Annotated in this window: 24 protein-coding genes and 1 riboswitch; of the genes, 7 read left to right on the top strand and 17 right to left on the bottom strand. The window is 39.5% G+C overall.

Annotated elements, in window-relative coordinates; all coding sequences use genetic code 11:
* Positions 1–20: 20 nt before the first annotated feature.
* The 8 genes from MHB58_RS08225 to MHB58_RS08190 all read right to left on the bottom strand — a co-directional run bounded on the left by MHB58_RS08225 (position 21) and on the right by MHB58_RS08190 (position 8,366).
* Positions 21–971: an SDR family oxidoreductase gene (locus tag MHB58_RS08225; RefSeq protein ID WP_014824077.1), complete on the bottom strand. Its 951-nt coding sequence runs from the start codon at positions 969–971 to the stop codon at positions 21–23.
* A complete protein-coding gene (locus tag MHB58_RS08220; protein WP_014824078.1) occupies positions 968–1,897 on the bottom strand; it encodes a bile acid:sodium symporter family protein in 930 nt (309 codons plus the stop codon). Before MHB58_RS08220 ends, MHB58_RS08225 begins: the two co-directional genes overlap by 4 nt.
* A 3-nt stretch (positions 1,898–1,900) precedes the next feature.
* Positions 1,901–3,649: a thiamine pyrophosphate-binding protein gene (locus MHB58_RS08215; RefSeq protein ID WP_014824079.1), complete on the bottom strand. Its 1,749-nt coding sequence runs from the start codon at positions 3,647–3,649 to the stop codon at positions 1,901–1,903.
* The gene (locus tag MHB58_RS08210) at positions 3,622–4,791 is read right to left on the bottom strand and encodes an iron-containing alcohol dehydrogenase (protein ID WP_340735004.1); all 1,170 of its coding nucleotides are present in this window, start codon (positions 4,789–4,791) and stop codon (positions 3,622–3,624) included. Before MHB58_RS08210 ends, MHB58_RS08215 begins: the two co-directional genes overlap by 28 nt.
* Positions 4,788–5,522 carry a GntR family transcriptional regulator gene (locus MHB58_RS08205; RefSeq protein WP_041865763.1) on the bottom strand — a complete coding sequence of 245 codons (735 nt, stop codon included), beginning with the start codon at positions 5,520–5,522 and terminating at the stop codon, positions 4,788–4,790. The genes MHB58_RS08210 and MHB58_RS08205 overlap by 4 nt, the downstream gene beginning before the upstream one ends.
* 263 nt (positions 5,523–5,785) lie before the next feature.
* Complete coding sequence (locus MHB58_RS08200; RefSeq protein WP_014824082.1) at positions 5,786–6,724, bottom strand: ABC transporter permease; 939 nt, start codon at positions 6,722–6,724, stop codon at positions 5,786–5,788.
* The gene (locus tag MHB58_RS08195; RefSeq protein ID WP_008407922.1) at positions 6,711–7,616 is read right to left on the bottom strand and encodes an ABC transporter ATP-binding protein; all 906 of its coding nucleotides are present in this window, start codon (positions 7,614–7,616) and stop codon (positions 6,711–6,713) included. The genes MHB58_RS08200 and MHB58_RS08195 overlap by 14 nt, the downstream gene beginning before the upstream one ends.
* A gap of 198 nt (positions 7,617–7,814) precedes the next feature.
* Positions 7,815–8,366: a GNAT family N-acetyltransferase gene (locus MHB58_RS08190; protein WP_008407924.1), complete on the bottom strand. Its 552-nt coding sequence runs from the start codon at positions 8,364–8,366 to the stop codon at positions 7,815–7,817.
* A 214-nt stretch (positions 8,367–8,580) separates the two neighbouring features.
* On the opposite strand from MHB58_RS08190, the gene MHB58_RS08185 reads away from it, so the two are divergent.
* Both MHB58_RS08185 and MHB58_RS08180 read left to right on the top strand, forming a co-directional pair.
* Positions 8,581–9,852 carry a helix-turn-helix domain-containing protein gene (locus MHB58_RS08185; protein WP_340735003.1) on the top strand — a complete coding sequence of 424 codons (1,272 nt, stop codon included), beginning with the start codon at positions 8,581–8,583 and terminating at the stop codon, positions 9,850–9,852.
* 11 nt (positions 9,853–9,863) lie between these two features.
* Positions 9,864–11,072 carry an MFS transporter gene (locus MHB58_RS08180; RefSeq protein ID WP_014824084.1) on the top strand — a complete coding sequence of 403 codons (1,209 nt, stop codon included), beginning with the start codon at positions 9,864–9,866 and terminating at the stop codon, positions 11,070–11,072.
* Positions 11,073–11,283: 211 nt separating this feature from the next.
* On the opposite strand, the gene MHB58_RS08175 is transcribed toward MHB58_RS08180, so the two are convergent.
* Both MHB58_RS08175 and MHB58_RS08170 read right to left on the bottom strand, forming a co-directional pair.
* Positions 11,284–12,621, bottom strand: a complete 1,338-nt coding sequence (locus MHB58_RS08175; RefSeq protein ID WP_339264364.1) for an amino acid permease — start codon at positions 12,619–12,621, stop codon at positions 11,284–11,286.
* Positions 12,622–12,881: 260 nt separating this feature from the next.
* Positions 12,882–12,960, bottom strand: a riboswitch (glycine riboswitch).
* Positions 12,961–13,282: 322 nt separating this feature from the next.
* A complete protein-coding gene (locus MHB58_RS08170; protein ID WP_340735002.1) occupies positions 13,283–13,807 on the bottom strand; it encodes a dehydrogenase in 525 nt (174 codons plus the stop codon).
* 212 nt (positions 13,808–14,019) lie between these two features.
* Here MHB58_RS08170 and aspA point away from each other — a divergent pair, with 212 nt between their 5' ends.
* Entirely contained in the window at positions 14,020–15,435 is a 1,416-nt protein-coding gene (gene aspA / locus MHB58_RS08165; protein WP_340735001.1) for an aspartate ammonia-lyase, read from the top strand.
* A 53-nt stretch (positions 15,436–15,488) separates the two neighbouring features.
* Here aspA and MHB58_RS08160 read toward each other — a convergent pair whose 3' ends face one another.
* The 3 genes from MHB58_RS08160 to MHB58_RS08150 are packed head-to-tail and all read right to left on the bottom strand — an operon-like array spanning position 15,489 to position 16,891.
* The gene (locus tag MHB58_RS08160) at positions 15,489–15,791 is read right to left on the bottom strand and encodes a DNA primase (protein WP_340735000.1); all 303 of its coding nucleotides are present in this window, start codon (positions 15,789–15,791) and stop codon (positions 15,489–15,491) included.
* A gap of 16 nt (positions 15,792–15,807) precedes the next feature.
* A complete protein-coding gene (locus MHB58_RS08155; protein WP_340734999.1) occupies positions 15,808–16,479 on the bottom strand; it encodes a DUF771 domain-containing protein in 672 nt (223 codons plus the stop codon).
* Positions 16,463–16,891 carry a hypothetical protein gene (locus MHB58_RS08150; RefSeq protein ID WP_014824089.1) on the bottom strand — a complete coding sequence of 143 codons (429 nt, stop codon included), beginning with the start codon at positions 16,889–16,891 and terminating at the stop codon, positions 16,463–16,465. Before MHB58_RS08150 ends, MHB58_RS08155 begins: the two co-directional genes overlap by 17 nt.
* 88 nt (positions 16,892–16,979) lie before the next feature.
* On the opposite strand from MHB58_RS08150, the gene pgeF reads away from it, so the two are divergent.
* On the top strand, positions 16,980–17,741 hold the full coding sequence (gene pgeF, locus MHB58_RS08145) for a peptidoglycan editing factor PgeF (RefSeq protein ID WP_014824090.1): 762 nt from the start codon (positions 16,980–16,982) through the stop codon (positions 17,739–17,741).
* An 83-nt stretch (positions 17,742–17,824) separates the two neighbouring features.
* Here pgeF and MHB58_RS08140 read toward each other — a convergent pair whose 3' ends face one another.
* On the bottom strand, positions 17,825–18,220 hold the full coding sequence (locus MHB58_RS08140; RefSeq protein ID WP_014824091.1) for a VOC family protein: 396 nt from the start codon (positions 18,218–18,220) through the stop codon (positions 17,825–17,827).
* A 295-nt stretch (positions 18,221–18,515) separates the two neighbouring features.
* On the opposite strand from MHB58_RS08140, the gene MHB58_RS08135 reads away from it, so the two are divergent.
* Genes MHB58_RS08135 through MHB58_RS08125 form a run of 3 tightly spaced genes read left to right on the top strand, consistent with a single transcriptional unit; the run spans position 18,516 to position 19,780 of the window.
* Complete coding sequence (locus MHB58_RS08135) at positions 18,516–18,851, top strand: PadR family transcriptional regulator (protein ID WP_340734998.1); 336 nt, start codon at positions 18,516–18,518, stop codon at positions 18,849–18,851.
* Entirely contained in the window at positions 18,838–19,455 is a 618-nt protein-coding gene (locus tag MHB58_RS08130) for a permease prefix domain 1-containing protein (protein ID WP_340734997.1), read from the top strand. Before MHB58_RS08135 ends, MHB58_RS08130 begins: the two co-directional genes overlap by 14 nt.
* A 13-nt stretch (positions 19,456–19,468) precedes the next feature.
* Positions 19,469–19,780 (top strand): hypothetical protein, encoded by a 312-nt coding sequence (locus tag MHB58_RS08125; protein ID WP_340734996.1) that lies wholly within the window; start codon positions 19,469–19,471, stop codon positions 19,778–19,780.
* Between the two features lie 19 nt (positions 19,781–19,799).
* Here MHB58_RS08125 and MHB58_RS08120 read toward each other — a convergent pair whose 3' ends face one another.
* From MHB58_RS08120 to MHB58_RS08110, 3 genes are all read right to left on the bottom strand, one after another.
* Entirely contained in the window at positions 19,800–20,606 is an 807-nt protein-coding gene (locus MHB58_RS08120; RefSeq protein ID WP_340734995.1) for an aldo/keto reductase, read from the bottom strand.
* Between the two features lie 179 nt (positions 20,607–20,785).
* On the bottom strand, positions 20,786–21,901 hold the full coding sequence (locus MHB58_RS08115; protein WP_340734994.1) for a GerAB/ArcD/ProY family transporter: 1,116 nt from the start codon (positions 21,899–21,901) through the stop codon (positions 20,786–20,788).
* A gap of 89 nt (positions 21,902–21,990) precedes the next feature.
* Positions 21,991–23,184, bottom strand: a complete 1,194-nt coding sequence (locus MHB58_RS08110; protein ID WP_340734993.1) for a Ger(x)C family spore germination protein — start codon at positions 23,182–23,184, stop codon at positions 21,991–21,993.
* Positions 23,185–23,191: the final 7 nt, after the last annotated feature.

Below are 23,191 nucleotides of genomic sequence, written 5' to 3'. Positions count from 1 at the left end.
AAACGTTATAAGTGAATTTTTTACAGCTCCTTTAATCGATGTTGCCAATAATATTTAAATACTTCGAGCGATGATTTTTTAGGGGTAAATTGAAATACTTCTTTTAATCGTTTGTTATCCAGCACAGGACGGTAGCGGAGGAAATCCACCTGTTCCTCTCCATACTGGCTTAACTTCAGCCTTTTTAAAATAAACAAACTCCCCTTTATCACCGTCGCGGGTATTTTCACTACTTTTTTATTCAGCAAAATACCAAGCTCATCTATTGTGACAGCACCATCTCCCGCCAAATTAAAGATACCCGTAATATCACTGTCAATCGCTTTGGCAAAACAGGCGATGACGTCCTGATCCCATATAAAGACAAATGGGCTTTTAGAATTGGCCACACCGAGTACTATATTTTGTTCAAATAAATTGGTAATTTGGTTGCGCACATTCTCCCCTAAAATCGTACCAATTCTAAAAATCGTTTGCTCGAGCTGCGGGTATTGCGTTCTGTACTGGTCGAGCATCTCTTCCACTAATCTCTTATGATACGAATAGGCAAATGCTTCATTACCCCGGATTGGATCCGTTTCTTCGATCCACTCAGCGTTATTGGCATAATACCCGTAAGCCGCGCCACTCGATGAAACGACAATCCGTTTTACATCCGTCTGTACACATGCTTCCAGTATATTCTTTGTGCCCAGCACATCGACGGAATATTCGAATTCACGGTTGCTTTTCTTTCCGGGTGTGACAATTGAAGCTAAATGTACGACGACATCGATGTTATATTGTTCGAAATATTGCCGTGCTTCATTTGAGCGAACATCCAATTCGATATATTGTAGATTGGGATGCGCTTCAAAAGGTGACTTATTCCGAATATCTGCTGCTATAACTGTGTGATTTGTATTGTGCAATAAATGCAAAACTAGCTGCTGGCCTAAATAACCGCCCGCCCCTGTTATTAAAACGTTCATGCCTGTACCTCCTGTTGAACTGTGACAATTGCTTCCGGAGCGCGCCTTGACCAAAAAGTAGCGATTGCTAAACCAGAAATAATATGCCAGATACCCCAGAATGCCGCAACTAATGCCATGCCTCCAAGACCTCCAAAAAAATTGAAGATTAACACTAGCCCAAGCCCCGAATTTTGAATACCGACCTCGATTGCGATCGCTCGTCTGTCGCGTTCATTAACTTTTAATGCGCGGGAAGAGAAATAACCGATACAAATTGCCAATAAATTTTGCAGTATTACGACCCAAATAACAGCTCCTACATTCGTAATAAATGCATCGAAATTATTTGCTACCATTATGACAACAAACAAGATAAATATGACAATCGAAAGCTTCATCATAATCTGATTAAAACGCGCGGCAAATTTAGGATATACTTTTCGAATATACATGCCTATAATAAGCGGCAGCCCCAGCATAAAGAAGATGGTTGTAAACATATCGACAACGCTAATACTGAATGATGTTATGATTTCTTTTGTCGGGCCATATAGGGATGCCCAAAACATCGTGTTCAGCGGTGTCATGACAATCGCCAAAACTGTGGAAATGGCTGACATGCTAATTGACAGTGGTGTATTGCCTTTTGCATAATGTGTTAAAAAATTCGATAAATTCCCCCCAGGACAAGCGGCGACTAAAAACAGCCCTAATGCAATACTTGGAATCGGCTGAATAATGCTCACAAGTACAAATGTAATCGCCGGCAACAGGAAGAATTGACAAGCAAGTCCGATTAACGCCGGTTTGGGAGTCTTTAATGATCTCTTAAAATCTGAAACTTGCAGATCGAGCGCAACGCCAAACATAATAAATCCTATAACGATGTTCATTATTAACAGGGCCGTTTCATTAAAGTTGATTTGAATAGTGTCGATTCCCATACATTATTTTCCTTTCGGTTCGGCATGCATATCTTTAAAATAACGTAAACCAGGCGCCCACATATGCTTTACTGGATCCACCTCAGTATGAATAACTGTACATTTCCCTACTGAAATAGATGTTAGAAGAGCCTGCTCCAGCTGATCAATGGTTTCTACATATTCACCATGTGCACCCATCGCTTTTGCTACGAGGTCAAATCGGATTTCACCTAAATCAGCATTGATGCTTTCATGTGGATCCAATGTTTTTTTCCACATCGTTTTTAACGGTCTTAGCGCAAAATGCTGATTCATTTTCACCATGCCCCATTGTTTATCACATAGCACGATGTAGACAACATGCAGATTGTTGCGTACGGCTGTTTCGATTTCCTGTGGATGGAAGCCCATTGCCCCGTCCCCAATAATGCATAATACAGGCTGCTCCGGCTTGGCAACTGCGGCTCCAAGTGCCTGACCAACGCCAGCTCCAAGCATTCCGAATTTAAATGTCGATAAAAGCGGCATTTCATCGTTCACTTCATAATAAAAGTTCGACCAAATGGCTGTATTCCCCCCGTCAATTACAAGGGGTGTATTTTTAGGGAATATCTGATTCGCCATATGCGGGATTTGTGCTGGATTTAAAGGTGAATTTTTATCCGCAGTATGCTCATTCAATTTTTTACGATGCTGTTTTTTCGACTCAATATGTTTTTCAATCAATTGTTTTCGATTTGTATCAATCACTGTTTCCGAATCTTGATTTAAGACGACCAGCAGCTCTTGTAGAAATGCTTTAATGTCTGCCTGAATCAATAGTTCGGCAGGTTTGTTAGCTCCTAGAATGGAAGGTTCCAAATCCACTTGAATGACTGTTTGATGTGCATTCCAGTAAGGTGCTTTCCCCCACCAGTCGGTTTCACCGAGGCGAGAACCTAATATTAATACGACATCCGCATCGTTTCGTACATTGTTATTTGCTTCAATATGCACCATTGGCATCATAAGGACGTTATCCTCACTCATGGCACCGCGTCCTGCCCAGCTTGTAGTAACCATTGCCTGCAGTTTTTCCGCAACTTCGGTCAACTCCTTTTTTGCTCCTGCATGGATGACACCGCTGCCTGCATGAATAATTGGAAAGGTTGCTGACTTCAATAGTTGGGCTGTACGTTCAATCTGATAGTTCGATGCTTTCGGCAGCTCCAGCATCCGGTATTGCGAAGGCTCCCAAAAATTCAGTTCACAATTTACTTTCGTATTCATAATATTTTCCGGAATATCCAAATGAACGACACCCGGACGCCCCTCATAGCATTTGCGCAATGCCATTCGCAGCATTTCGGGAATGCGGTCAAAGGAAGGTACTGCCTCACTCCATTTGGCAAACTGTTTAATGGTTGCGGTCTGATCGAAGCACTGATATGTTCCGCCGCGGTCAGGATACATAATGCCTGTCCGTCTTGCACTCGTAATGCACAACACCCGATTGCCTTCCGCTTCTTCCACTACCAAACCTGGCAGAATATTGGCTACACCCGGTCCATTACTAGCCATACATACCCCTAAACGATTTGTCACTCTAGCATACGCGCCTGCCATATGTGCGGCACTCGTTTCATGGCGTGGTGAGATGAGCTCAATTCCATGCTTTTGCAAATTCGAATAAAATCCGAAATACGTTCCGTCAATAATCCCAAAGATGTTTTCTACACCTTCTTTTGCCAACATTTTTGCTACTACTTCTCCACCTGACATTGTTGCCATTGCACAATTCCCCCTTCAATTTGTAAACGCTTTCTTAATTGCTTAAAAATTATTTCAATATCCCCATTTTTCGGCACTTGCCTGTTCGTTAAAATACCATTGCCGGCTAATGCTTGATCCGCAAGTTGCTCGATCACTTCATCCGTCAGTAATGGTTCAATCGCTTGTGCACTCTTCCAAACGTGCTGTTTCCTGTTCAGTTCGTCCAAATAGTCACTTAAAAATTGGGCCCCGGTTATCCCGATGATTTTTGCAATTTCCTCGTATCGTTTATACGCACTTTCCAGCGAATATTGGATCACAAACGGATGCATCAGCGCGACACACTGACCATGAGGCATATGGAATTTTACGCCTAGTGCACGCCCTGTTGCATGTGCCAAATTTGTCGAAGAGTTGGAAAACGCTATTCCTGCGTAAAAGCTTCCCATTAATAATTGCTGTCTCGCCTCAATATTGTGCGGCTGTTCATAAACGGTCTCAATATTTTTTGAAATACAGGAAATCGCTTCTTTAGCAAAGTAATCACTCATCGTATTAGCTTTCGTTGAAACGAATGCTTCAATTGCATGAGTTAACGCATCCAGTGCCGTAAAACTCGTAATGGATGGCGGCACATTTACCGTAAGCGTTGCGTCTAAAATGACGACATCCGGAATGAAGCTCGGGTGTGCAGGATTAAGCTTTTTATGAAGTTTCTCGTCTGTAATCACCGTTACTTTTGTAGCTTCAGAACCTGTTCCGGCAGTAGTAGGAATGGCAATAAACGGCATTCTGTTCAATTCAGGGATGTTCGGAACATCGCTTAAACTCAAGTTCGGATTTACCGCAAAAACAGCGACCGCTTTCGCTAAGTCAATGACACTCCCGCCGCCGATTGCTATAACACCGTCACAGCTGTTTATATGAAGCTCAGCTAGAGCCCGGTCAAGTTCATCTGTTGTTGGCTCCCCTTTTAAAATTTCATAAAAGTGTGCATCACAGACTTCCTGCTTTAAATTTTCCAATTGATTCGTTAATGCACTCCTGCTGTATAGGATGAATGGTCGCTGTATCTTTAGTTGTTTGATTTCCGCTGATAATCGTTGAAATGAATCGATACCTGCCACGATTTTTTTTGGTAGGAACAGTTCATAAATCATGAGCTCGCACCTCCAGCCGTCCTTTTTGTTTTCAGTTTCAACATATACAGTTCTGGATGGAACAGGCTACTGTAATATTCAATCACTTCACCCTGCACGCCCAATATGACCCGTTCAATATTTAAAACATTTGTATAAGGCTTCAAATCAAGCAATTTGGCATCTTCCTCACTAATAGGACTACAGCGGATCGTCTGTTCAGCTTCCACCATCGTAATCTTCAATTCTTTTTCGATAATGTCATAGATTGTCGCTTCATTCAGATTGTGTGCGGCTATTTGTTTCCCTAGATGAGTATGGTAAAAATGGCGTTCAATTGAAATAGGCTGATCATCAGCAGTTCGTACTCTGGATATAGCAAATAATATGGATTGCCCTAATATCGCATTTGCTTCTGGAAAGTTATCAATATTTTTTGCATACAGTAGTCTCGCCCCAGGCTTCATCCCCATTTGCCTGACCGTCTCTGTAAAACTGTTCAAAGAATTAAGCCAGTCATGCACTGTCTTATTTTTTGTGATAAATGTTCCTTTTCCGTGGATTTTTTTCAAAACGCCTTCATGGACTAAATGCTTTACCGCCTCTCTCACGGTGGATCGACTAACAGTAAAACGCTCCATCAATTCACGTTCGCTCGGAATTTTCTCTACATACTTCCCTTCGACAATTTCAGTTTTCAATAAATCCTTCAGCTGAATATGTAACGGAATATGATTTTCAAAGTTCAACATATCCACCTCCAATGGTCCGCACATCATAACGTCCGTACCAGTTAACTTTGTAAAATTGATTATAGAGGTATTTTCCAATAATTACAATTAATTTTCAGAATTTTCTAATATATGATTTCACTATAATATTTCAAACTACCATTTCCGTAAAATGGAAAAAACAAAAATTCCCCATTTCCTAAATCTAAATTGATAAAGGAATGGGGAATTTTTTAAATTATATTTTTTCGCTATATTGTATTGTTAAAAAATTTTTTTCTGCTCTATGCCGTCACATCACGCTTCATAAAGTAACCGAACGTAATTGCCAAGAAAATAACGGCATATACAATATTGACAACTAACGAGAATGTAAACGTTAATCCTTCAATCATTGGCATACTTCCCGGTGCATAATATGATAAATCATTGGCAAACCAAATGTATTTCGCGAAATCATATTGGGCGATAAACATTGTCGCCGTTGAACCCATTAGTAAAATGAACAGCGATAAACTTACCGCTAACGTACTTGAACCAAAAATTGTACCGATCATGAACGCAAATATAATTGTCATAATTGTAGAACCGAGTGAATAAAGCGTCGTTTCAATAAAGGTATTTTTCACCGTCTCCTGCACGATTTGCCCATCAACAATCGATAATGCTATCGAACTATCTGTACCGAATAAAGCTATCCCGATAATTAATGCGACAACGATTCCAGCGGCAAAGAGTACAATACCATAAAGAATGGACGCAACAAGTTTCGAAAATAAAATTTTCCATCTTGATACAGGTCGCGTCAGCAACATTTTAATCGTACCAGTACCGAACTCAGAAGATACGATACCTGCCGCAATCACAACTGTAAAAATACCCGTCACCATGATTGTCAATGATAATGATAAGTCCATATGTTCCGTAAATGTCATGGCATTTGCTGCTGGCAAATCATTGGCGATACGGTATTCAGCCATCGCAATTTCTTCCTTGAAATATTGCTCATCTTCCGGCGTTATATCTTCCGAAGCAAGCATTTCTTTCGGATACGCCATCATTTCTTCGTTTGCTGCTATGCGCGCCTCTTTAGTACTTGAATCCACATCATAATATTTGTTCATACCAGCCACAAATACGATTAACACGATTAAAAGCCCGCACATAATCCAAGCATTTTTTTGCGACCACATTTTGATCCATTCATTTTTAACGTATTGCATCGATAGCACCTCCACCTGTCATCTCGATAAATTGATCTTCAAGACGTTTTTGAATCGGCTGGATCGTATAAAGATCGATACCGGATTCAACGAATTTACGAACAAGCGCAGGCACTTCTTCTTTTGTCAGATTCACTACATAGCCGCCGTTTTCTTTTGTTAACGGCTCTTCGAACATTGCCTGAAGCTGGTCCGGCTGTCCGACTTCAATATAATATTGTGCTGCCGCAACATGTTGCAGTTCGCGAATATCAATCAGCTCGCCATTTTGGATAATCGCAATACGATCTACCATTAACTCGATTTCCGATAAAAGGTGGCTCGATACAACGATTGCCACATTATCCTCTTCCGCAATTTTGCGTAAGTACATACGGAATTCACGGATACCGGCCGGATCCAGACCATTCGTCGGCTCATCCAAAATCAGAAACTTTGGACGATGCAGCATCGCCTGTGCCAGTCCGAGACGTTGACGCATCCCTAACGAATACGTTTTTACTTTTTCATGAATACGATTTTGCAGACCCACTTGTGCTACGACTTCATCAATACGCTGTTTTGTTACCCCTTTATGCATACGGGCAAAGTGCTGCAAGTTTTTGTACCCTGACATATATTTGTACATTTCCGGGTTTTCAACGATTACACCGATATTACTGATCGCTTCTTCATAATTTGTCGACAGCTGTTTCCCATCGATGATTACTTCTCCTTTTGAAGGATACATTAACCCCGTCATCATACGGATCGTCGTCGTTTTACCCGCCCCGTTCGGACCTAAAAAGCCCGTTATTTGACCTGGATAAAAGTCGAGATTCAAATCTTTAATAATGTGTTTGCCTTTAATCGTTTTATTCAGATTTTTAATTTCCACAATTGGCTGTGACAATTGTCCACACCTGCTTTCTGCTTTTTCTTCTATTACAAGCACTTTTTCGTGTGCCTAAATGTTTTATGTATTGGCATTAATGACTTCACATGTAATAGATTCTAATTACTATACTTGATGAGTATGGAAAAAGTTTCATTATTTATAATTTTTCCGACAAAAAACCTCATCAGTTACTTCTGATGAGGCCAAAAACAGTTATTTATATTCTCCTACCCATTCGTCTTTTAACAAACCATACACCGCATGATCGACATAATGATTGTACAGCCACTCTGCCTGACGGATTGTCCCTTCATGCATAAAGCCTAGTCGCTCCGCAATATGACGGCTTTTCGTATTGTTGACGGCTGCATGAATTTCGACTTTCCCAAGCTTATATTCATTGAAGGCGATATCAATGATGCCTTTTACAGCGCGTGTCATAATCCCTTCACCTTGGAATTCTTCATCTAAAAAATAGCCGATCTCACATTTTTTCAGAGACCAGTTAATTGTATTAATCGATACTTTCCCGACAAATTGTCCTTTATAAAAAATCGCTGTATCGAGACCTTCACGCTTTGCAAATTTTGATAAATTCATTGCGGCAAAATCGCGTGTATCTTCGACAGTTTTTGTATTATCTACCCACCCAAGCCATTCGCGTAAATAATCGCGTGAACGGTCAATGAAAGCAAAGATTTCTTCTGCATCATTTTGTGTAATCAATTTTAATTGAATTTCATTATCTACTTCGTAAAAGAACATTACTATCTCTCCAATCTAAGCTCCCATTTAAAACAATAAACCCTTTTTTATTTTCTTATCATATAGAGCTATTTCAGAATATGCAATTAAAATATCTAATCCTTTAATGATTTGTGTAAGTTTACCATTTTCACAGCGTTAATTGTGCTTTTTTTAAAGAAAATTCGCAATATTCCCGGTTTGTATTTTGGTAAACTAACTATGAGGTGTTTTTATGGAAAACAATGAACATGCTTGGGGAAAGCTATTAAAATATTATCGTCAAAAAAAGAAGCGGAAACAAGATGACGTGGCATTCGGCATCTGTACCCCTTCCTATTTAAGCCGAATTGAGAACGGACTTGTTATAGCAGAACATTCGATTTATGCGCAGCTGTTTGAAAACTTAGGCATCGATTTCAACCAGCTCGAACAACAATTGAAAAACCAAACCGCTTTTTTGGAGCAGCTATACGAAAAACTATTATTAAATGCCGAGCTAACATCCGATGAAATTAAACAATTGACCGATATCCAAAACGATGAGCAGCCTTTTGAACAGCAGCTGATGGCAAAGCTTGTATATGCACGTTTCCTGTACTCAATAAAAGAAGATGATGATGCAAGAACAATACTCAATGAAGTCGAGCCGCTCGTCAGCTGGAAAAAAGATCGGATCACGCAGCTATTCGTAGCGATTAGGGCGTTCGGCCATCTTTCTTTTCACGAATTTGAACAGTTATCCCTTAAAGAAGCGGAAAATCAATTTGCGCAATATTTATCGAATGCCCACCCGTTTGAGCTGGCTAACTACCATTATCATATCGCTTTTGCGAATCATCGAAGCTACAAGTTGCACAAAGCGCTTGAACATATTGAACTGGCACAACAATTTTTTATCCACCAGTATAAACCGTTGTTTCAGTTGAAACTTTACTCAATGAAAGGTGTAATTTTTAATGATTTGCACCGATTCCGTGAAGCTATTCAGGAGTTTGAAGCAGGACTTGAATTACTGTCAAATGTCCAGTCCATCCAAACACCGGTGCAATGGAGCTCACTGCATAACAACATAGCCTACTGTTTTGAATGCCAGGTAAATTTCCCGGAAGCGTCCAAACATTATGAACTGGCGAATCAATACGACGAAGACGTGCATTCGGCGATCAACTGGATGCGTACGTGCTTTGTACAAAAGGATTTCGATCAGCTGGAAATACTCTTTAATCGCTATGAAGAAATTCGGTTTACTGTCCCTCATCATATTTATCAGCGGAGGTTATTGCAGTATGCGGTTGATACAGCACATACGATCCGCGGATTGAAATTACTGGAGGATGAAGCTTTTACCCATTTCGATGAACAGCAGTATTATTCGCTAATTCTGTTCTATGCTCCATTATGGGGACAGTTTTATGAGCAGCTCCACGCCTATAAACAGGCAAGTCATTGCTACAGGCAGGCATTGGAAGCGAGTGAAAAAGTTCGTCAACGAATGAGCAGCTAAGGGGTGATGAGATGAAGTTACGTAAAGAATATTTCTATTTATGGTTTGGGTTTGGCGCATCAAAATTGGGCAGCTGGATTTACTTGATCGCTCTCAATTTAACGGTTTGGCATTTGACCGAATCCCCGGCTGCGGTTGCGGGTATCTATATCATTGGCCCGATTGCCCGCATTATGTGCAGTTTTTTTGCAGGCTCGATCGTAGACAGAGCCAATAAAAGAACCATCTTAATTATTTGTGATGTTTTCCGCGCAGGTCTTGTGTGTTTGATGCCGCTGCTTTCGGAAATCTGGCTTATATACAGTTTTATCTTTTTGGCAAATGTCGCCGTCTGTTTTGCCAATCCGAGCAGCACATTTATGATTACAAAACTTGTATTGCCAAATGATCGTCTTCGGTTTAATGCGATCAACAGCATGTTAGGCTCGGGAAGCTTTATGATTGGACCTGCTTTAAGCGGTGCCATTATCGCCATAAGCAGTACTGCTGCGGCAATGTGGGTGAATGGTGTCATGCTGCTGTTCAGTGCGTTCATGATGTTTTTATTGCCGAATGTTGAGCAGAAATCGGCAGGTACCGCTACTGTACTGACACCCGCTGTCATCCGTGAAGATTTTTCAATCGTCTGGACTTTCATTTCGCAACGAAAAGCGGTACTGAAGTTCTTTATTTTATATTCAACAGCTTTAATGATCTGCTATTCGCTTGATTCTCAGGAAATGTCGTTTTTGAAGGATTTTCATCAAGTAACGGATTCAGTTTACGGAATCATTGTAGGTATCACGGGAATCGGTGCCATTGTCGGCGGCTATTTGGCTGCCCGATTCGTCAATAGTCTGTCACTCGTCTCATACATTGGCATCGGGTTTACATGTACGTTACTATCCTATTTCACATTTTATTTCTCGCCTAATTTGACGATTGCGGTCGCTGCTTTCATATTGCTCGGACTGTTTATGGCATTTAGCAATGCGGGCTACGCGACCTTTTACCAGCAGACTATTCCGACCGAATTGATGGGACGGTTCGGCAGTTCGCTTGGCCTGATAGAAAGCGTAATGCAAATTACCTTAACCTTGATCATTGGATATTTGGCGGAAATCTATACAATTCAGCTGACAACTAGCCTCTTTGCCTTTATCGGCGCTGTCATCGCATGTATCGTCTATTTCCACCTGTTATACAATAAATCACTTTTTGTAAAGGAGGAGCTAACATGATTACGTATGAAACAATTTGCTACTGCTGTAAAAAACCATTTTTATTAATAGAAGGAACGGTAAAATACCGGAATTACAAACGGAATATGCAGGGGAAATTTTCCTGTGATTCATGTGACAATAAAATCTTCTCAGAAGCAAGAAGCCAATTTTTGCGGAAAATAAACTAATAGAAAAAACCGGGCTTCCTCGATGGAAACCCGGTTTACTGTTATTTTTTTCGAACCTTATAAAGAACAAACAGCAGTATAAACCATATCGGTGTTAACAGCAGAGATGTTCTCGTTGATTCGGAAATACCCATAATGACTAGTAAAAATAAGAAGAATGCCAATACTAAATAGTTGATGAATGGTGTTAATGGCGCTTTGAAAACTGAAGTTTTATGTAATTCCGGATGACGCTTTTTGTAAATGATATGCGAAATCAGAATAATGCTCCAAACCCAAATAAAACAAATTGCACTAATTGTTGTCACGATACTGAATGCATCGTCCGGCATGAAATAACTAAGCAATGCCCCAATCGAAACGACGACCGCAGAAAATATCAGACCATTTTGCGGCACCGCATTTTTGTTTAATTTACCGTATGCTTTTGGTGCTTGTTTATTATTACTTAAACTGTACAGCATACGGCTCGTTGAGAACATCCCGCTATTCCCTGCAGAAGCAGCTGATGTCAGCACAACAAAGTTAATTAAACCTGCTGCAATCGGAATACCTACCAATGCGAAAACCTGAACGAATGGTGAACTTGCAGCGCTTAATGTATCCCAAGGATTGATGGTTAAAATGACGAATAATGCCCCTACATAAAACAGCAGAATACGTACGGGAATTTTATTGATTGCAGATGGAATATTCTTTTTAGGGTTTGCCGTTTCAGCAGCAGCTACCCCTACTAATTCAACCCCAACGAATGCAAAGACAACCATCTGGAACGCCATTAAGAATCCAAATGCCCCATTCGGGAATAACCCTCCGTGCTCCCATAGGTTCGATACGGCAACTTTGCCTGTATCTGTTTCAAAACCAATGATCAACAATATAATTCCAATTGCAATCAATGCAACAATTGTGATGATTTTAATCAACGCAAACCAAAACTCCAGCTCTCCGAACAGTTTGACCGTTAATAAATTTAAAATAAGTAAAACTACTAAACATGCGATAGCCGGTACCCATTGCGGGATGTCGAACCAGTATTGCGTGTACATACCGACAGCGATTATATCCGCCATTGCCGTCATAACCCAGCAGAACCAGTATGTCCAGCCCGTAATATAGCCTGCCCAATCCCCTAAATATTCAGTGGCGAACTCGGTAAACGATGCATAGCCGCCTTTTGATAAAAGCATTTCGCCAAGTGCACGCATGACGAAAAATAGTGCGATACCAACGATTAAATATGCAAAGATAATAGAAGGTCCTGCAAGTGAGATCGCTTTACCTGACCCTAAAAACAACCCCGTTCCGATTGTTCCTCCAATCGCTATTAACTGAACGTGTCGATTTTTCAGATCGCGCTTTAATTCTTGTTGTTCCAAAACGATTCCTCCAAAGGATAAGTATTTTGTCTGTTTACACAGCGCAAAATAATAAGTACTTCATCGCGGTCCATCAAGTAATTTTTTCTGGAAAATTAAAACAGGGACTGATTATGTGCCAGTCCCTGTGTCTAAGAATAATCGATCTCGCCTCTGCGAAATCGCGTCCAGATTCCAAAAAATCTGTGACATCTATCGAGGGCTTTTCTTTTTCAAACAGTGGATGCTACATACACCAATTTTTAAGGAAAAGCGTCTCTCATTACTCTTCTGTCCTTTTGCCTGAGATTATGAACCCTTCGGCGACGCGGTATACGCGCTCTCTCCAGAAACTGCTCCCGCCAGTAGTTTTATCCACGACGATCAACGCTTGATATGTATGCAATTAGTTGCCTATAGGTCATCTGGCATCTTCCAGTTTCCTATAGCTCGCGTTCAATACTATTATTGTACGATAATCATACTATCAATTTTATGCCCGCCTTACAATGGATAATCGTAGTCAGTTATTATGTAAATAGCAATTTAACCTTATTCCCAACATAATGTTTTCATCTTGCAGAAGATTCATGACTAAAAAAATATTACACCGAAAATTCAATATTTTCAGTGTAATATTTCATATAGAGGAATTGGTAGCCCCTCGTAATTCTGTTTTCGTTTACTGCAGTTTTTCCTGTACTGTTAAATCTTCTTCGTATGTTGTTCGATTGATATCGATCAGCTTACCTTTTGTTGTGTTTGACTTTTTCATTTTGACAACATACGTATTGTCTAAAGCAATGTCTGTGCAGGCGATGTCTTTCTCGCGAATATCTTCAGGATAATTTAAAGTAATAACTAATGTATTCCCGTCTTTTTCGATTTTTTCAAGTTCTCTTCCACAGCCATCTGAATACCCTGTGACAAACAGCACTTCTTCTGTTTCAAAATCGATGGGCGGAATCGATTCAAAACCAAAAATATCGGCCCACGTCGTATAAAGCTTTTCATCCTGCACGATTGAAATACTCGTACCAACTTCAGGGGGAATCGAATCTAATTGAAACAGTAATTCATATTCAACTTGATTTTCTTCCTCAACAGGGTCGGTCGAATTGGATGAGGTTGCTTGCTCTTTCGTATTACATGCTGCAAGTAGAAAGATCAGTCCCATGACAAGCATGCAACTAAAACATTTTTTCAATGTCCATCACCTCGTTTCTTACATAATTAGTCGGATGAAAAATAAAAAAGTTTCGATTTTCCCACATTTTATCTGTTACTATTGGTTAATTTAAACTTACAAGATTATGTTAAATAAACTAATAATTCAGCAAGTAAGCTTTTATCATAAAATGGCGTATAATGTAGTTGTTTATCCAACTATTACACCATTCTCTTGGAGGGTTTGTACAAATGAGTACACGTATTGAAAAAGACTTTTTAGGCACATTAGAAATCCCAAAGGACGTTTATTACGGCGTTCAAACAACTCGTGCATTAGAAAATTTCCCGATTACTAAAATGACAATGCACCCTGAATTAATTCGTGCATTTGCCATCGTAAAGAAAAGTTCGGCACTTGCAAATGCCGCTATCGGTAAATTGGATCCGGTAATTGCCAATGCAATTGCACAAGCATCCGATGACATTATTTCAGGACTATTACATGACCAGTTTGTTGTAGATCCAATTCAGGGCGGAGCAGGCACTTCAATGAACATGAATGCCAATGAAGTAATTGCTAACCGTGCACTGGAAATTTTAGGGGAAGAAAAAGGTACTTATTCAATCATTAGTCCTAACAGCCATGTCAATATGGCGCAGTCAACAAATGATGCATTCCCATCGGCTATCCATATCGCAACAGTTTCTACATTAGATAATCTAATTATTGCAATGGAAATGATGCGTGATAGCTTTATCAAAAAATCAGTAGAATTCGATTCAATCGTTAAAATGGGACGTACGCATTTACAAGATGCTGTACCCGTTCGTTTAGGTCAGGAATTTGGTGCATACGCTGCCGTTGTTTCTCGTGATATTGCTCGCATCAAAAAAGCGCAGCAGACAATGCTGCAAATCAATATTGGCGCAACTGCAATCGGTACAGGCTTAAATGCAGATCCAGAATATATGAAATTAGCTGTGGAAAACATTGCGGTTTACAGTGGCTTCCCGTTTATTAAAGTAGAGAATTTAATCGACGGTACACAAAATACCGATACGTATGCAGAAGTATCATCAATGCTAAAAATCGCTATGATGAATATGTCGAAAATCTGTAATGACTTACGCTTAATGGCATCAGGTCCAAAAGCCGGATTTGCAGAAATTCGCTTACCGGAACGCCAGCCAGGTTCTTCTATTATGCCAGGTAAAGTAAACCCGGTTATGCCGGAAGTAATTAACCAAATTGCTTTCCAAGTGATCGGTAACGACGTGACAATCTCACTTGCATCAGAAGCAGGTCAATTTGAGCTTAACGTAATGGAACCGGTTCTAGTATTTAATCTGCTTCAGTCGATTGAAATTATGACGAACGGTTTCACAGTATTTACAAAATACTGCCTGGACCATATCGAAGCGAATGAAGCACGTCTGCATGATTTTGTTGAGCGTTCAATCGGTGTTATTACTGCACTGGCTCCACATTTAGGGTATGAGCGTTCAAGTCAAATTGCGCGTGAAGCATTGCATAGCGGCAAATCTGTACGCGAACTTTGCTTAATGTACAATTATTTCACACTTGAGCAGCTTGATATTATCTTAAATCCATTCGAATTAACGCAACCCGGTATTGCTGGTGAACGTGCATTTGAAAAACAATAATAATAGCTAAAACGAAAGCTCCTCCGGGATATTTTCCCTGCGGAGCTTTTTCATTAAATATAGAGTACTTCTTTTGCGAGTAAAATCGCTCGCTTGCTGACTTCCAACTTGTCGCCGTCCGCATTCAGCTTCACGACACCATTTGGTTCATCAAAGATGGATTTCAGCTGTGCTTTCGGTTTGACTCCAACCATGATTGGTCCTCTTTCGGCCTCACCTGTTCGGAGCTTTTCCTGCTCTCGTGCGACACCTTGTTCTTCTCCGATTTTCGGAAAGGCTGTAGTTAGTTGCTGTAAATTTCGGGGACGTGTCTGATTATTTAAACTTGAACTCCCTGTGCCAACAGAACGAATCATAAAGATCCCCCTTCATCTATCTTTTCTTACTTTTTCGTATATCAATATCCGCGTATATTTCTACTTCCTGTAGTGCCTGATTAGCAAGCTGATCCGCTTCACCGTTTAGTTTGCGGTCAATATATTGATACTCCGGTCGAATGCCAAGTTTTTGGAGCTTTGCATCGATTTTATCGGCCCATGTTGTGAGAACACTATCGGTTACTGCCCATTCGCCGTTCATTTCATTAATGACGACTTGCGAATCGCCGTAAACCTTTATTTTTTGATGATGGACACCCATTTCCTCTAGCTGTTCAACCGCAAGATTTAATGCCGCATATTCCGCTTCATTGTTTGATGTTAAATACTCCGCCAGCTGGTTCGTCCGCAGGCGATAGTTTTTGCCATTCTGTTTATAATAGACGACAATCCCTAAACCGGCCAGCTTTTCTTCTCTATTAAAACCGCCATCAAAATATACTTCCACTTCGGTAGGTTCTGTTTCAAGTGATTTTAAATATTTTTTCAGCTCTTTTAATGTCCATGTACTGTCATGTTCATCCGTCATCACAATTTTTTTTGTGCGACCCGTATTTTCCATATCCAGTACAAGCGTATAGGCATGCGCTGCAGGAATTGCCTCACTTCGCCATGTAATTTCCTGCTTAGCCTTTGTGATATATCGCCATTCAATCGTCAATTCCAATCGGTTCTCCCCTTCCATTTGTCGTCTGCTTCAAATCTTCTTTATAAAACCAGTTAATACACAATGTACTAACCATTATGCCAACTATAAACGGTGGTGATACAAAAAATAAAAAATACGCGCTGCCGACCGGTGCTTTCATAAAGTATCCGAATACGATTGGCTGCAGAATACAAAAAATAAAGCTTGTTAAGTAAAGTGCCAGTTTGCTGTAATTTTTACGCATGAAGTACAGCACATAATACCAGGGAATCACGACAAAAAAATAAATCGGCAAAACATAAATAATGATGGACATGGCCGTACCGAATGTGATCGATTCATTTATATAAGGCAATGAAAATGCAATAAAAACCATGACCGCCATGACATAAGGTAAAAAACCGGTTAAAATGATTTGCCAACTCTTCATCACATTCCCCCTATTTCCAATCATTATACCAAACACTATTTGCCTATACAAAATTTGCATTTACGGGTATAGTACAGGGGGTGATAAAATGAAGGTAAAATTTTATGAAAATAATGAAAAACGCGTACTAGGCATTACATTAAAAGATCCAGCATTAGCCGAGGACAACAATATGGCACTCCATGTTTGCAAAAACGAAGCTGATATTATCGAAAACCGCCAACAGCTTGCCTCACTGCTGCAAACCGAATTATCAGAGTTTGTATGCGCCAATCAAACACATAGTGCCAACTTCTTTCGTGTGGAAAAATCGGAAATCGGCAAAGGAGCAACCGACAATACAACTGCTGTACATGATACCGACGCATTGTATACGTACGAACCGAACGTTGTGATCTCAAGCTTTACCGCAGATTGTGTACCGGTCTTATTTTATAATGAAAAAACAAATGTCATCGGGGCTGTGCACTCTGGATGGCAAGGGACGATTAAAGAAATTACATTAAAGTTGCTTCAATATTTACAACAAGAGGAAAATTGCGATTTACGTGATTTAAAAGTAATGATCGGGCCAGCAATCAGCCAAGAGAAATTCGAAGTGGATGCCGATGTCCAGGAAAAATTCAAAGCACTCGGCTATGCGGACGAATTTATGTACTGGAATGAAGAAACGAGCAAATTCCATATCAACAACCAGTTAACCGTGAAAACACAGTGCATGCTTGCAGGTGTGCCTGAAGAAAACATTTCGATTGACCGAATGTGCACATTTTTGGATGAGGACGGATTCTCCCATCGCCAAGACCGCTCAACCGGCAGGCACTTGAGCTTTATTATGCGAAAAGAATAGATTTCGTTAATAAGTGTGTGAAAAGGAATACCTAACATTCAGTAGGTATTCCTTTTTTCATGAGTCTAAAACCGGCGGCATAATCATGGTGCTACAAGTTCAACCTTGATTCTATCCGGATCTTCAAAAAAAACAACGTAATAATTTTCCCCTCCTGCATAGGGATGTTTATCAGTATAAAGGATATTAACACCTTTACTTGCTAACTTTCTTGTCATCTCATCTACTTGTTGACGCGAACTTGCATGGAAAGCCAAATGATTTAGACCTACCCGGCATCTATGATAAGGAATATCCATAAACCGTTCTTCTGCTTGCACGAAAACGATATAGGTCTCTCCGATTTTCCAACTCTGTCCACTTTCCCACGATTGATAAGACTCATATCCCAATTCTTCTAACAACCATCCCCAAAAGTTAATGGAAGTTTTTAAATCTGAAACATATAATTCGATATGATGAATAAGCCCTTTTGACAATGGATGCCTTCCTTTCTATCTACCAAATAATCCGAATCGATATTTTAGATTAGGTACGTTTTTGTATAGTTTTTGTAATAACAAGAATTTCTAGTCATACTTCATTTTTACACTCTCTATTGCAGCTGGGTATTCACTCTCTTAATTATTTTATTCTCTATACCTTAACATAAATAACCATTTTATATTATTCATACTGACAGAATGGAATCATTCGTCGAACAGATTTTCATTTATACATTGTAATACGATGTACATTGGATTAATATGTATTTAAAGTCGGTGATTGTAAAAAATGGAGAAAGAAATGATGAAAGGGAGTATCGATATTTTACTGTTATCACTACTGGCAGAACAGGATCGATACGGCTATGAAATGACAAAGCAGCTTCGCGTTTTAAGCGATGAAGCCTATTCGATGAATGAAGGAACGTTATATCCAGCGTTAAAGCGTTTAGAACAGCATCGTTTTGTGACGAGTTACTGGCAAGATGAAACTTCCGGAAAACGCCGGAAATACTATGCCATTACGGATATTGGACGTGAACAATTAAAGCAAAAGTTATCAAGCTGGGAGCAGTTGACCCGTTTAATCAAACGAACGGCAGGTGGATTGTATGGAAGTCGTTAAACAATATGTTGAAAAAATTATAGCAAATTTGCCAATCCATGATGATGAACGGGCATTGATGAAAGAAGAATTTGAAAACCATATTTTGGAATATATCGATGAATTACGAATGGTTGGCTATTCAGAACAACAAGCCATTCAACTCGCTATAAAGTCGTTCGGTGAAGCGCATCACATTGAAAGAGAAATGAAGAAAGTATTGTTTCCGCATTATAAATGGATCCGCTTTTGTGCGGCGATTATATTTACGACGTTTACATTATGTTTGAGCTCCCACTTTATTACAAAATGGCTGGAGCCACGTAACGACTCACCTATTTCCACCGATGTAGTTTTGACGTTGCTTTTTATCTGTACAGTCGTTTTCGGAATATGGGAGCTATTATACAACGAAGCGAAAAAGGCCTACAAAACAAAATGGCTGAATGTGACCTCGATTTTTATCGTACCGACATTCGTCTATGAAATGATTGTCTTTTGGCAATTCCAGCCGAATACTTTAGAGGACTGGTTACTTCACGATGAACTGTTAATTCCACTATATGTAATCTTTTACGTTGTAGGGCGCCAATTATATACGTATAGTATAGGCGAAAAAAATTAGGAGGTAAAAGGCCTTGGGAGTCGCATTATTAATCATAGTTATTGTCGCAGCAACTGGCCGGGTGTTAACAAAAAATCAATCTAAAAGAAGAAATCGGATTGTATGGGGTATCCTGGTCATGATTGTGTTAAACCCGTTTGTTTCTTGGGCAATTGGTATTTGTTTCGCAATTTTTGCCGGGGTAGGCTTTGCAGGAATGGGCGTGATGGTCATACTGTTTATTGCCATGTTTTTCATTGGGGCTTGTATTTTTAATAAGTGGCCTATTAACAAAGGTAGATATTTAACAAGCGTCTCCAAAATAGGAGACGCTTGTTTGGTATGATTAAAATGGTAGTGACTTATTACAGGTTTTCAATTTTTTCGACATCTGCTGCAGTTAATTCGAAATCAAATAGATCCAGATTTGCTGCCTGATTCACACGGTTGTGTGATTTCGGAATAACGACAACACCGCGCTGGATTTGGTATTTCAATAAAACTTGTGCACCCGATTTATCATAGTCTTTACCGATTTCATCCAATACTTCTTGTTGATGCGCTTCAGTTTTCATCGGTCCCCATGCAACAGGTGTAATGCCCTCGTCTTGTAATAAAGCAAGAAGGTCTTCGTTCTTTTCTTTTAAGTTGATTTGTATTTGATTAACGGCTGGCTTCACTTTCGCGAATTCTTTCAATTCATCCAGATGATTTTTTCTGAAGTTTGAAACACCAATTGCTTTCAGTTTTCCTGCTTCGTAATATTCTTCAAAAACTTCCCAAGTGTTTTTAAGCTGTTCCTTGTCCTCGATTGGTGCATGAATCAGAAGCAGATCCAAATAGTCTGTTTGGAAATTTTTTAGACTGTTATCGATTGCTGCTCGAGTCGACTCCTTTGACGAAACATATTCTTCTCTCGCCGGAATTTTCGTTGTAATGAACAACTCTTCTCTCGGTACTGTACTTTCTGCTAAAATTCCCCCTACAAGCTCTTCGTTTCTATAACTAATCGCAGCGTCTATTGATCGATATCCTAACTCAAGTGCTGTTACGAGCTCAGGAATTTCATTTGTTAATGCTCCGTTATAGTCCTTATTTTCTTTACCATACGTATTTGTACCTGTACCAACAATCGGCATTTTTATTCCATTATTAAGTGTGATGAATTCCATATTTTTGGTACTCCCCTTTTATTCTTAAATTATTTTACTGATTAAGTATATCATAACAAAATATAGAATCTTCAGAAATCGATCCGGTAGACATAAATCGTACTCAAATAAAAAGGAGCACTGTTCCCTGTCGGAAGCGCGCTCAATTGTTGGTGATGTGCCTGCATCAATTCTCCCACTTAAGGTTCTTCAGGTACTTTCCTTAATTGTTTTCTTCGGATGGCATACACTACTATCAGTAAAAGAAGTAAGAATATACCAATTGTATAGGAGAACATTAAACCTATTGTAGTATTCCACCGCTGCTGGTAAATAACATCCGGGAAAATTACAATCGAAATGACTACCGCAATGATTCCAAAAGGTATCGTTAACGGGCGATAATCCTTTAAATTGAATATTTGCGCGAAACCTAAAACAGTAACATAAAAATAAATGGTTGCCTTATAATAAAGTGCGATAATCCAAAGTGTGCCCATTAATGCCTCAATCCGTTGTATAAATTCACCGACGTTAATCCTTTTAGCCAATGCATAGCCCGGATATAGCTCTATTCCAGTATTATAAGCCCCTAATACTGCTACACATAAAAACGTAAAAATAATAATGACAATTCCACCTAATAAGTTCCCAATCAAAAAGAACTTTTTAGCTTTAATGCCTGTGTTAATAAAGGCAGGAAAAATCATTAATAACACAATGGCATTGACCGAAGTTACTTCTATAAAAGATAAGGATGTCTGAACAATTTTTTTAGGTTCGGCTTCAAATACGGGTTGCAAGTTATCAAAATTGACTTGGGGAGAAATGAAAAATACTAAAAAAAGAAAAAATATTAAGCAAATAAGAATTAATACTTCAGCAGAACGTGCAATTGTTTCTAATCCTAAACGGACACCCATCACAATAATAATAGCCAAAAGGATATTTAAAGCGACCATTGGCGTATTTGGCATTAAATGAGTGTTCAAAAAGGTCCCTGAATAATATAGTAGGATTGCGGTATAGACAAAAGACATGAATACAAATAAAAGAGATGCAGCTTTCCCTAGCCAGCGCCCCAGAACCTTTTCCATCATTTGAACAAAAGTAAGGTCCGGAAACCATTGTGCGATTAAGCAAAATAACCATATTACGATTAATCCAATTGCTGTGCCGAGTATTGCAACAATCCAAGCATCTTGTTTTGTTTCGGAAGCTAAAAATGACGGAACAATTAAGATACTTGTACCAACTGAAAACAACACAACTAAAACCATAAATTGGTATGGATTTATTTTAATATTTTGCATCATGCGTTACCCGCCTTCCACTGAGGGATCTTTTAAACAAACAACTCTTTAGCAATACTTCTTCAAGCGCTCCCATTGTTTTCACATGGCGATTAATTCTTAATCTTTTCTAAAAATGAACTATTTACCGTCCCTGTAAGGCGAATTTTCATATCTACCTTAACATTCACTGTTAAGTCAGAAAATTCCTCGTCCCAGTTTTCTTTAATCTGATCCCACTCTTGCGGGTTGGAACGATGGATTGCTTCACCGAATCCAAATATGTCTGATTGGTATTCTTGTTGTAGCACATCGATTGTCTCATTTATTATTCTTGTCGCTTCTTTTTCATAAATTTTCTCAAGCTCCTGTATGGCTTCCGGATTCTTTAAATCAATTTTACATCTAACTTCGCCTACCTTCCCCTCTGCTTTCGTATGGATATTTACTTCGGGTTTTCCATGGACTATATTTCCCTCGACTTTAGAATGGAAGTTAGTCACTTCAATGGTAGATTTCCCTTCGTTAGGACAAGATATTGATGTTACGGTTGATTTAACTGAATTGGTAATACCGCTATACCCTCTACTATCTTGTTCAGTTAACCAGCCCATCAGCCTATCTTCTTTAAATACGGCTAAATTATCATATTTGATTTGAGCAGGCTTAGAAATGGATTCTATATTCTGTTGAGTGGATCCTATTTGTTTGTTTCCTGCCAACTGAATCCCTGTTAGTACGGCTTCTTTACCTTCACTTATAAGATCCACTATCAATTCATCTAAAGTAACTCCATACGTACCTGCCCAAGCCTTTTCCGATACTTTTAGACCTGCAAACATTTTACTGGCAGGTATGCTTTCCAAATCTGTTGTGACATTCAGAATTTCTCTGGCGGTTACATCCTTAGCAACAACAACATAGAAGTCTGGTCGAAGTTCCCAATCCCTTGCGAGTAAATCCAAAGATTCACCTATTCCTTCCTTAGCCAATTCTTCACCAATGATCAGCATTTGAAGGTGTCCGGGATATATTTTCCTTGGCGAGACTTTTGTCATTCTACGGAGTGCTTCATAAACTGTTTCACCATTCTCTGTAAAAAGTGTAACTGCTGTGCCCCCTGTCCCGTCTTTCATGGAAACGGCAGAAGGTACTACTACTTGTGCGGTTACCTCGTATTCATCCTCACCCTCCACTTTATCAATACCCAATGCCAGCGTAATTGCGAGCTCGTTTAACTCCCTCTTATCCCAGCATCCCGTAAGAATGAAATTAAGGATTATGAGAATAAACATGTACTTTTTCATCGTTTAA

The organism is Solibacillus sp. FSL K6-1554 (genome assembly GCF_038005185.1).
Taxonomy (GTDB): domain Bacteria; phylum Bacillota; class Bacilli; order Bacillales_A; family Planococcaceae; genus Solibacillus; species Solibacillus silvestris.
The sequence above is the reverse complement of the archived record's forward strand: the minus strand, read 5'-3'. Positions and strand labels throughout refer to the sequence as shown.